The organism is Photorhabdus heterorhabditis (genome assembly GCF_001280945.1).
Classification (GTDB): domain Bacteria; phylum Pseudomonadota; class Gammaproteobacteria; order Enterobacterales; family Enterobacteriaceae; genus Photorhabdus; species Photorhabdus heterorhabditis.
In genome coordinates this window covers 156,750-168,192 of record NZ_LJCS01000001.1, presented here as the reverse complement: position 1 = coordinate 168,192, position 11,443 = coordinate 156,750, and the positions used below count along the sequence as shown (strand labels likewise).

The 11,443-nt window shown below is 46.5% G+C and carries 7 protein-coding genes; all 7 read left to right on the top strand.

All coding sequences use genetic code 11. The features are described 5' to 3' along the window. Nucleotides 1-9 precede the first annotated feature (9 nt). The 7 genes from AM629_RS00715 to AM629_RS00685 all read left to right on the top strand — a co-directional run bounded on the left by AM629_RS00715 (nucleotide 10) and on the right by AM629_RS00685 (nucleotide 11,442). Nucleotides 10-666: a hypothetical protein gene (locus AM629_RS00715; RefSeq protein WP_054475216.1), complete on the top strand. Its 657-nt coding sequence runs from the start codon at nucleotides 10-12 to the stop codon at nucleotides 664-666. Nucleotides 667-670: 4 nt separating this feature from the next. Beyond that, complete coding sequence (locus tag AM629_RS00710) at nucleotides 671-3,145, top strand: pentapeptide repeat-containing protein (protein WP_054475215.1); 2,475 nt, start codon at nucleotides 671-673, stop codon at nucleotides 3,143-3,145. A 64-nt stretch (nucleotides 3,146-3,209) separates the two neighbouring features. Continuing rightward, nucleotides 3,210-8,336 carry a type I polyketide synthase gene (locus AM629_RS00705; RefSeq protein WP_161804197.1) on the top strand — a complete coding sequence of 1,709 codons (5,127 nt, stop codon included), beginning with the start codon at nucleotides 3,210-3,212 and terminating at the stop codon, nucleotides 8,334-8,336. Nucleotides 8,337-8,662: 326 nt separating this feature from the next. After that, nucleotides 8,663-9,661 (top strand): class I SAM-dependent methyltransferase, encoded by a 999-nt coding sequence (locus tag AM629_RS00700; protein ID WP_054475211.1) that lies wholly within the window; start codon nucleotides 8,663-8,665, stop codon nucleotides 9,659-9,661. A gap of 31 nt (nucleotides 9,662-9,692) precedes the next feature. Continuing rightward, nucleotides 9,693-10,067 (top strand): pyridoxal-phosphate dependent enzyme, encoded by a 375-nt coding sequence (locus AM629_RS00695; protein ID WP_054475209.1) that lies wholly within the window; start codon nucleotides 9,693-9,695, stop codon nucleotides 10,065-10,067. A 99-nt stretch (nucleotides 10,068-10,166) separates the two neighbouring features. After that, nucleotides 10,167-11,081 carry a DMT family transporter gene (locus AM629_RS00690; protein ID WP_054475206.1) on the top strand — a complete coding sequence of 305 codons (915 nt, stop codon included), beginning with the start codon at nucleotides 10,167-10,169 and terminating at the stop codon, nucleotides 11,079-11,081. A 73-nt stretch (nucleotides 11,082-11,154) separates the two neighbouring features. Beyond that, the gene (locus tag AM629_RS00685) at nucleotides 11,155-11,442 is read left to right on the top strand and encodes a 2OG-Fe(II) oxygenase (RefSeq protein WP_083451845.1); all 288 of its coding nucleotides are present in this window, start codon (nucleotides 11,155-11,157) and stop codon (nucleotides 11,440-11,442) included. Nucleotide 11,443 lies beyond the last annotated feature (1 nt).

The following is an 11,443-nucleotide window of genomic DNA, read 5'->3' as shown; positions in this document are numbered from 1 at the left end:
GGGGGAGTTATGGTCGCAGATATTCAAATTTGGGGTACTAACGGCGTGAATGGCCCTGATGGGGCCAATGGTGCTGATGGCCAACGGGGGGCTGATGGTCAGAATGCTTCTCGTCGTGAGCCAGCCACTGCCGGTAGCCCTGGTGGTGATGGTCAATCTGGTCAGAGTGGACTGGATGGTCAATCAGGTTCTGGCTGGTGGTTTGCCCTGCGTTGTACGCATTTTGACGTACAGAGTGTAGTACGTATTAGCAATAATGGCGGTAATGGTGGTGATGGTGGCATAGCGGGTTACGGTGGCAATGGGGGGGATGGCGGCAATGGTGGCCGTGGTAATTCATCATCGTCAGGCAAGCCGGGTGGTGTCGGTGGTAACGGTGGCAATGGTGGAAATGGCGGCAATGGAGGTAATGGCGGAGATGGAGGGCATGTTTGGGTCAGATATATCCAGACTAGCTTACCAAAACCGGTATCTGCTGCCTCTAATGGCGGGAATGGAGGATTCGGGCAGCCCGGTGGTGCTGGGGGGATAGCTGGGCGCGGTGGGGTAAATGGTGATGGTTCACATGCAGCCGATGGAGAATATGCTATTGGCGGTATTAGCGCCAGCGGTGGTCAGGCTGGGAGAGTTGGAAAGGTTTCTGTAAATCAATTGCTGCGAGGATAATGACATGAGTGAATCCAGATCTTTTGCTGGCAAATGGCAATTTGCAGCGCCTTCTGGCCAACTGATTACTGTTCAGGCGGATGGTACGCTTAACCTGTCAGCCAAGCAATCCGGGGCGATAAATCAAATGATTAATGCTTATGGCATGACTAACTTTTGGTTACAGGCTGGCAATGGTCAATACTTAGCTGCGAGCGGCAATACTCCTCAAGCTAATCAACCGCGCACTGGTACGGTTGCGGAGATCCGGTTGGAAGAAGTAGGAGGATCTGGATTTCGCCTGCGTCGTATCAGTAGTAGTGGTGACCGCTATTTGGTGGCGCAACAATCTGGGCTGACTTGGCAGGCAGTCACTAGCAGTCCGCCCCTGTCAGCCCAATTTACTCGTACTATCGTGACAAAGGACCTGGAATTTCTCAAAGAATGGGGAGCCATGGGAGCCGATCTGCGTTTTGCTTATCTCGCCGAAGAGAATTTGAATGAAATGGTGATGATGGCTGTCGATTTGTCTAATGCCGACTTGCGCGGTTCGACATTGCTTGACGCGGATTTAACGAATGTCAAAGTTGATGATTGTAATTTTGGTGGTTGTGACTTAAGTAAGACTGATCTAACGCATATTCATGGTAAAAATGCGCTTTTTGAAAAGTGTCTCGTCGGTAGTGATACCAATATGCCTGACGCTGAGCTACCAAACGCCATTTTCCGTGGCTGTAAGAGCAGTGGTGGTCAACCGGTATTGAATCGTCTAAAAGCGCCCGGTGCGGATTTCTCTGGCGCGTTGTTACCTTCGGTGATCATGGAGAATGCTGATTTATCTCAGGCGAATCTGGTTAATGTTGATCTCAGCGGCGCCAGTCTGGCTTCCTGCAACTTTACCGGGGCGATCATGACGTTGGTGAATTTGCAAAATACCACTTTGCAGACCTCGAATTTTAGTCAAGCAACGTTAGTAGGGACTGATTTTACCGGGGCGAATATCAATCATGTTAATTTCAGTAGCGCTAATCTGACCAACGCCCGATTATCGTTAACTACCGGTTATAGTCAGCTTAACCTCAGCGACAGTACCTTATTAGCGACGGTGTTGACAGAGATGAACTTGGTTGATGCCACGATTACCGCTAAAACGGATTTTACTCAGGCACAGATGGATGGCGTTAATCTGAGCAGCCAGAATCTGGATCAAGTCATATTCCTGATGGCGTCGATGAAAAAGGCAAATCTGGATTCTACGTCACTGAATGGCGCAGTTCTGGTCGGTGCTAATCTGGCTGGTGCCACTGTTCTGGGGAATGTCTCTTTAGTTGGTGCGAATTTGTCTAATGCGAGTCTGGAGAACGTCAATTTAACTGGCGCTCAATTTGGTGCTTTATCCACAGTGACACATTTGGATGAAGCCGATGCTCAAGCGCTGGATAATCAGCAATTGCCTGAACAGTTACGTCAAATGTTGTATCAGGGGAAGGTATTAGTTAATGGTCAGGCAGTGGTGTTGGTTCGTCAGCCGGGTCAGAGCTGGCTGGTGGAACATGACGGTAAACCGTTATTTATTCACTATCAGGATGGGCAATTAAACGTTGCTCAAGACAGTGGTGGTAATGCAGCAATTCTTGCCAATACATTTATGCCTAATGCCATTCTGACAGGCGCTAATCTGTATGCGGTTGATATGTCCGGCGCTCATTGGTACGGCAGTAACGCCAGAGCCGATAACGCTAATTTAGAACAGGTCAATTTGTCGAATGCTAACTTAGCGACGATGAATTTTACTCAGGCACGGTTATATGGTGCGAATTTGTCCTATGCTAATCTGGTGAATACTGACTTCAGCAAGGCAATGTTAGAACCAACCCAAGGTCTTAAACCAGCATCTCTGGCCTTTGCTTCAATTCAAGGCACTATTTTCACGGAAGCTAAATTGACCGGGGCTAATCTGACTAATGGCGCAGTGGCTTTACCGTTTGAGGAAGCAGGCAAAAAGCTGACCGGTGTGCCTTTATTCAGTGCGGCGCTTGAGCTGATGAGTTCATTAGATAATGGCGCGGTTTCAAAAGAGTTGCGTCAGGTATTTACTGATAACGGTTACAGCTTGTTATCTAATGCCAAAATTATCGAAAAGCAAAATGATCAATATTGGATTATCTCCAATCAACCGCCAGATACTGACCTGAGTTACCGGGGATATTGTAACTTTATTGTGATTCGGGTGAGTGAAGTCGGCAATAACCATCTGCAAGTTTGTGGCGGAGCACCATTACGTATCATCCGTACTGCGGCTGATAATACATTACAACCGATTAATGTTGCTTTTGGGGTGACAATTGATATCACTCAGGCAATGGATGGAGCCACCACTTGCCCAAGCGGTTTGCGCTATCAGTTACTCAATACGGGTATCAGCTATCAGTCATTGATGACGCCGGGATTGCCCCCTCATCCGCCGAAATGTATTCCCAGCCCGACGACTTGGTGTTGATAAGTAAGCACGATGATCTAGCAAACGACTAATCGGAGTAAAGAATACCACTATGGATATCAATATGATGAGAAGCGACAATATGCCGATTGCCATTATCGGTATGGCTTGCCGTTTCCCGGGAGGGGTTAGCTCTCCAGAGGAATTCTGGCAGCTGTTGTGTGGTTCAAGTGACGCAATTACCCCAGTTCCCCCAGAACGCTGGTCAACTCAGGCTTATAGTTCCCGAGATCGCAATTTGCCGGGGAGAATGGTAGCGCGAGAAGGCGGATTTATCGCTGATGTTACTGGCTTCGATGCAGCGGTGTTTGATATTAGTAATACAGAAGCGCCTTTTATCGATCCACAGCATCGTCTGATGTTACAAGTAACATGGGAAACGCTGGAACGGGCGAGAATATCGCCAAAATCGTTGGCGGGTCAGGCGGTTGGTGTCTACATCGGTGCCTTCACTCATGATTATATGCACCTGCAATTTACTGATTTGCGTCAGACTACCGGTTATACCTCAACCGGTGCAATGGGAACTATGTTGTCAAACCGGATATCCCATGCGTTTGATTTTCAGGGGCCGTCCCTGACCATTGATAGCGCCTGTTCATCGTCCCTGTTAGCGGTCCATTTGGCTTGTGAAAGTTTGCGGCGCGGAGAATCACAACTGGCGCTGGCGGGTGGCAGCCAGTTAATGCTGATGCCTGATTTTTCGGTAGTGGAAAGCCGTACCGGTTTTCTATCATTCACTAACCGCTGTCATAGTTTTTCCGCTAACGCTGATGGTTATGTGCGTAGCGAAGGGGTAGGCGCTGTTTTGCTGAAACCGTTGCATGCGGCTTTACAGGATGGCGATCCCGTTCTGGCGGTGATCCACGGTTCAGCGGCCAATCAAGATGGTCGCACGCCCACGATTACCCAGCCAAGTAGTGCGGCACAACAACGAGTAATTCGGATGGCCTGTGCTCAGGCGGGGGTTTCCCCAGAAGAGATTGATTATATTGAGGCGCATGGTACCGGGACCGCAGTAGGCGATCCGATAGAGGCGGAAGCGCTGGGACTGGTGTGTCGGCCCGATCCGACAGACCGTCCATTGTTGATTGGCGCGTGTAAATCCGTGATTGGTCATACAGAAGCCGCGGCAGGCATTGCTGGATTAATTAAAGCGGTATTGTGTTTACAACGGGGACAGGTACCGGGCAATTTACATGCCGATCCGCCTAACCGTTACATTCGTTTTACTGAATTGGGATTGCAAGTTCCACGGCAGTTAACCCCACTGCCCGAAGGAAAAGTGATAGCTGGGGTGAATTCCTTTGGTTTTGGTGGAACGAATGTTCATGTGGTGTTAAGCAATAACCCAGAGTCTTCCGTACAACTTCGGACGACGCAAGGGCAAGCTTTCATGCTGCCATTATCTGCGCAGTCTGAGTTTTCTCTAAAGCAACAAGCGCAGAGCATTGCTGATTTGCTGCAACAGCAGCCGGATATTGCTCTTGATGATTTGTGTTATAGCTTGGCGACGACTCGTCACCGCTTTCCGTTACGTAAGGGGATCACATTCAGTAACCGAGAACAGTTGCGACAGCGGTTGACTAATCTGAATATGTCGTCGGAGCAGAATAATAAAAAAGTTGATCATCTGGCTTGGGTATTTGCTGGTATTGGCAGTGAAGATTGGCAAGACTCTATCGCTTGGTTTCAGCAATTTCCTGAATTTACTGAACAATTCGAGCGTTGTGAGGCAATTTGGACGGGATTTTCTGCACCTTCCTTATATGCGGCATTGATCTCTGCCGATGAACTGATAGAGCCGCCGATGCAGTTTGCCGTGCAAATATCAATGGCTGCGCAGTTGCAGAAGTGGGGGTTCAAGCCTGCGGCGTTACTTGGACATAGTTCCGGTGAAACGGCGGCTTGTTATCTGGCGGGAATGTATGATCTGACGCAAGCACTGACACTGTTACATCAGCGTTATTATTATCTGGGACGTGTGTTGAATAAAGGCGGCGGATTATTAATCGTGGCAGCGACAGTTGAGCAGATATTGCCTCATTTGTCTGCCTCCGGTGCCGATCCTGCTGTGGTGATAGCTGGGCGTAATAGTATTGACCGTTGCTTATTGTCCGGACCTGTAAGTGGATTAACAGCTGTTGCTGAGCGCTTAAAGCAGCAGCGTATTGCCAGTAGTTGGCTCAATTATAGAATTGCTTCTCATTCCCATTATATAGAGTCAATCAGGGCTGGGTTGACTGCGGATGCGGCAACGGTTCCTGCGGCAGAACCCTTATTGCCAGTGTTTTCATCAGTCACCGGGGAGTTGATTAGTGGTAAGTTGAGTCCCGAGCACTGGGCTGACAATGTCGTCTCGCCATTCCGTTTTGACGATGCGGTAGAAAATATGCTCAAAGCGGGTTTCCACCATTTTCTGGAAATTTCACCTAAATCCCTATTGAGTGCAGGATTGAAGGATTGGAGCCAGCCTTATCGAGGGAAGGTGTTTGCTTGTCGTTCAGGGAAGAATTGGTCACAATTGTTAGGACAACTGTTTGAAGCTGGCATTGAACCGGATTGGCGGGCTTTAATGCCTACCGCTTGCCCAATGGATCTCCCCACTTACTCTTGGCATCAGCAATCTTATTGGTATGAGCCAGAGATTAGCCGTCGTCGCCGATTACGTATATTGAGCGGTGTATTATTGGGCGAAGCCCAGCCGGGTAGAGAGAGTTGGCAAGCTGGGTTAGCTGTGGAACAAGTGCCTTGGTTACTCGATCATGTTGTCATGGGAAATGCAATGTTTCCGGCTGCGGGCTATATTGAAGTCATGTTGGCGGCGGCGCGTATCTGTTTTCCAGGCGTTGGATTGGCGCTTGATAATATCGTGTTGCAATCGGCTTTACTGCTGGAGCCAGGCATAGAATTCAGGTTAAAGACACAGTTAGATCGCCAGCAAATGGAAGTGCAAATATACATTACCCGTAATCTGGATGAGAGTGCACATTACCAACTTGCAGCCAGTGCACAGGTGAACATCGTTGTACCGGGTGCGACTACTTGTGCTATTCCTCCATTAGTGGCAAATGATCGCTATCCTTGCATATGGAACCAAGAGATGTTGTATCAGGCATTTCAACATCTGCATTTCAGCTATAGTGGTGTTTTTCGTACTCTGCGCCATGCGTTTGTTGGTAAAGAAGAAACAATCTGTGAGATTGAATTACCACCTGCACTGGAGGGAATGGATTTTCACCCAGCGGCTTTGGATGGCATCTTCCAATCATTGTTAGCGATTCAGTCTGTTGATGTTCACGCGCCAATTCCTGCTAACGAGTTCCGTATCCCGGTAAGTATTCAGCATTTGCGTATCAATGGTAAATTGTCAGGTCGGGTTCATGCTCATGCCCGAAATACTCAGCAGACAAAACAACAATGGCTTGGTGATATTGATGTCTATACTGATAGCGGTATGTTGCTTTGCCAGATCAGCGGATTTTGCGTTCAGCTTGTTGGTAATAGAAAAAACAGCTTGTCTACCAAACTGCACAATCTGGTTGTCGGCCAACCACAGTGGCGTAAACTCCCTGCTCAGCCATCGACAGAATCTATGACGCAATGGGCTATCCTTGGGGGTGAAAACGCGCTGGCAGAAGCGTTGGCTGATGAGTTGCAACGCCGTGGTGGGTGTGCCTCGTTGTATTCTGGTCAGTTCGACAATGATCAGAAAATCCAAGAATTAATTGATACTCTTCCTGTTGAAACCGAAAGAATCCTGATCCTCTGGCCGTTGCAGGCTCCGCAAATGGCTTATCCTTCGTTGATCCATTTGTGTGCAGCGTTGGCCGAACGGTCGACAAAACCACGTTTGTGGATAGTGACTCAATGTGCTCATCAAATCACTGAGCAGGATCTGCCTGATCCATTTGCCGCAGCATTATGGGGAATGATGCGTGTTATTGGTCAACAGGAAGCGACCGCACTGTGGGGCGGATTACTGGATATTGACAGCACCACGGCTCCAGCCAAATGGTGGGACGCATTGTTGACAGATGATGGCGAGGATCAATTGGCTTTGCGCCATGATCAACGTTATGTGCTACGCCTTGTGCCATTACCTGAAATACCCGCGTTACCCCCAGTGCGTTTTCGTCCAGATGGCTGCTATTTACTGACGGGTGCCTTTGGTGATATGGGGCGTCAATTGATTCCTTGGATGGTACAGCATGGTGCTCGACATTTGTTATTGATCGGGCGTCGTCGTGTCCTTGACACGGCTGATCAAGCGTTATTGGAAATGCTGAATCAACAAGGGATTGAGGCGAATTATTTGCCGATTGATCTTGGTGATGTAGAAAGAACCCACATTTGTTTGGCTGAGTATCGACAACAAACCAGCCAACCGCTGCGTGGGGTGATTCATTGTGCTGCGCATGTTGAAGATCAGGGATATCGTGAACTCAGTCCCGAGGCGTTTGATAGAGTATTTGCCGCTAAAGCATTAGCTGCCTGGACATTGCATCAAGCGTTGTCGGATGCACCTTTAGATCATTTCGTTATGTTTTCCTCGTTGGGGGCATTATTGGCTTTACCGGGTATGGCATCTTACGCAGCGGCTAATGCCATGTTGGATAGCTTGGCCTGCTTACGGCGTCAGCAAGGTTTACCTGCGTTAAGCCTTAATTGGGGGCCATGGGAAGCAGGGATTGCTTTGCGGGATAGTCGAACGCTGCCAATACTGGAAAACAGTGGCTTACAGCCATTCGGTTCAGAGGAGGGATTAGCGGTTTTAGATCGCTTGTTTGCTCGGATGGAGCCGCAACTGGTGCCGTTCTTGACGAATTGGTCAAATTTACTTTCCAGCCAGATGCGTCACCTACCGCTATTGCGTGATATTCAGCAAGAAAATGTTGTTCAGAATTTACCCATAGAAGCGGCGGTTGCAGTAAGTGATCTGGACGATGTCGTTAGCTTGCTACAGACTTTTTGTGGTGAGATTGCTGGGACGCCAGTAGAAGTATTCCATCCTGATCTACCTTTGACTAACAACGGTATTGATTCATTGAATGGTTTAATGTTGGTACAAAAAATCAATAAACAATTACGTTTGGATATTCCTCTGGAATTGTTGTTAAGTGATAAGCCGCTGGCTGAACTTGCATCATTGATTACGTATCGACTGCAAATTAAGGCAATTGCGAAGTAGAATAACCTTCGGGTTGTTTAAGCGTCATCAAATTAGAGACACGTAGTTGCGATTTAGTTTCAAGAGGAAACTTATCGGACTACGGTGTCTCTAATGTTCTATTTTGAAGGTGTTTTCTAATTGATTAAGTTTAATAAATTGATTATTGAGAAATATGAGATTGTCATTTTAACCTTTGACTATCATTTCCTGTTTTAATACTTCATGTTTGATAAATTTCATATAGTTAATAAGCGGAACTGTATAAATAATCATATTGTAATTTTGTTAAAGTTATTTGTATATTTTAATTCCACTAAATTATAAAATAACAAAGGAGTTATAAAATGAGTTATGTTGGTTATGACAGTGAAATTGGCGAGGATATTAAATTTTGTTGGGGCGATTTTTTTTCTATTTCCAGTGAACAAAAGAATCCCACTAACCTGAAAGAGCCTTTGAATATCACTGTAACTCCAAATACTTATCCGCCTAAAATTGATAATCAACGGGCCGACTGGGTCGTAACGGCTGCATTACCTGCATTCAACGCTCTTTCCCGCCAAGGACATAAAGTGAGAAATTTTGCCGCAATAGGAACTGGCGCGGGAATAGATGCACTGGTTGCAACAGAAATTTTAACGCCATCGACGCTTACAGTGACTGATCTTCATGAAGATGTAGTGAAGTTAGCGCAGAGAAACCTCCATCGCAATATCACGAAGGATGACATTAGTATCCATGCCGTGTGTGGTGATCTCTGTGAACCGCTTATGTCTTTGGGCATAAAATTTGATTTAATTTATGAAAACTTGCCCAATATTCCATTACCGGAAACTGTTCATTTACTGGAGGGTGTAAACAGTTCTACCTTTGCGATATGGGAACAGCCTGAAACGTCAACGAATGAACAAAATTATTTGCTCGAATTGCATCGCCTTTTTCTGAAACAGGCGAAACCTTTGTTGACAGAGACAGGGAAGGCCGTGTCGTGTATAGGCGCACGTGTTCCCCTTGAGTCAATGCTTTTAATGGCAAGAACGGAGGGGTATGAGCCTGAGATTATTGTTTACAACTGGAAGGAACAATCTGAGCCTTTTGATGTTATCTCGGGTTATGCCTGTAATCAGCAAAAGGGATTGGGTCCATTCTATTTTTATCCTGTCGATGCTGTCAGGGAAACGTTCGAATTTATCTCTTCAGAATATGCTGCAAAAAATGCCCAGGAAATAGAAAAACGGCTAGCACCGTATGCGATTGATGCAGAAGCGGCACTGTCTCACCTCAACCAAGGTGAGCAACTGGCCCATACTGTTGCAGTTATTGCCAGTACCCCAATGAAATAGGGGAAGATCTTAAAAATATAAGGAGGTAAATATGTCGGTGAGTATCAGTGAGGTATCGCGTACTCCCCAATTTGTTGATACGGTTTTTGGGTGTACACCGTTGGTTGATTTGCGAAGAATAGCGAATGGAAGTGCGTTAATTCAGGCGAAACTGGAATATTTTAACCCCAGTGGCAGTATAAAAGATCGCATTGTGGCTTTCATTATCAATGATGCAGAACGGCGTGGTGTGCTCAAACCAGGAGGAACGCTGGTTGAACATACATCGGGAAACACGGGCGCAGCAGTAGCGATGATTGCCGCAGCCAGAGGCTACCGTGCTGTTCTTACCATGCCTGATAAAGTGAGCCAGGAAAAACAAGCAGCATGCAGGGAAGGGCAAGCGTATTGTGACTATCGTTCCTGATTCTGGACTCAAATATTTATCGAAATTTTACGATGATAACTGGATGAAATCGTCCGAGTACACTAAAGGCAAATAATCACATAACAACATAAGCCAGCCATGAACACAAAATACAACTCAACATTGAATATGAAAGAAAACCTTAAAATATTGCTGATGGCTATTCTATTCTCTGTACTTTGGAGTTCAGCCTTTATAGCCGGAAAGTTTGGCATTGAGTCATCACCGCCCTTGTTTTTACTAGCCATACGATTCCTGCTGGCTGGCTTGTTCATGATATTGATCATGGGGTTTATACCTAGTGTCAAAATACCCGACCGTAAACCCTGTTCGTGGCTGCTGGCATTGATATTGGGGATGTTGAACAATGTACTGTATCTTGGACTGAGTTTTTATGCGTTACAAATTCTTCCGGCGGGATTTATCGTCATTATCATCAGTACAGCCCCCATTATTACGGCTGTACTGGCACACTTTACGCTCGGGGAGCTTTTAACCAAGAAAAAACTGGCAGGTCTCATACTGAGTATTTGCGGTGTATGGCTTATTGTTCATGGGCAATTGGTTGAAGGCGATTCCACTCAGTTCCAGCTTCTGGGATTTGCGCTGGTTGGGTTAAGTACAGTTTCTATGACGTGTGGAACCATTGTTTATCGACGTTATGCCAGTGATATTTCTCCTTTTTGGATCAACACATGGTCAACGATTATCGCAGGATTCATTATGCTGGTGTTGTCCTTGCTTTTTGAAAACTTGTCAACGGTAAATTTGGACAGACGTTTCTGGATTGTATCTCTCTATCTTGCATTGGTTGTCTCTATCGGTGCTATGCTGTTGTGGTTTCACCTTATCCGTACTGCCGGTGCAAGCAAAGCCAGCGCCTGTCATTTTCTGAACCCGGTGTTTGGATTGGTACTTGCGGGGGTTTTACTGCATGAAATGCCCAGCTTTATTGGGGTCTTAGGTGTTATTCCCGTTTGTTTAGGGATAGGGTTAGTGGTTCGGAGTCGTTGATACAATTGTTTAATCTGGCTGCCTATATTAACCTGAGGTTTGCTTAAGAAGGGAACTAAGTGCCTGAGGCACGATCAAAGTTTTTGTCAAAGAAAAGCCTGAAGATGGTGGTGAACTGTATATTTGGAATAAAGAAATCTCGCCTGAGGCTTTCGATGAAATGCGTCGAGAGAGTTATGGAATAGCTCCCGCTTTGCTGGGTAATCCAGATGTTGTGATTAGACCATCACCGGGTGATCTGATTTTGTTTAATTCGCGTCGTATGCATTCGGTTTCTCCGGGTAGCAGTGGCATTCGTTTAAGTTTGTCATGTTTTATCGGGTATAGGGGTATGGCAGAACCTTTGTCATTTTGGAGTTAAT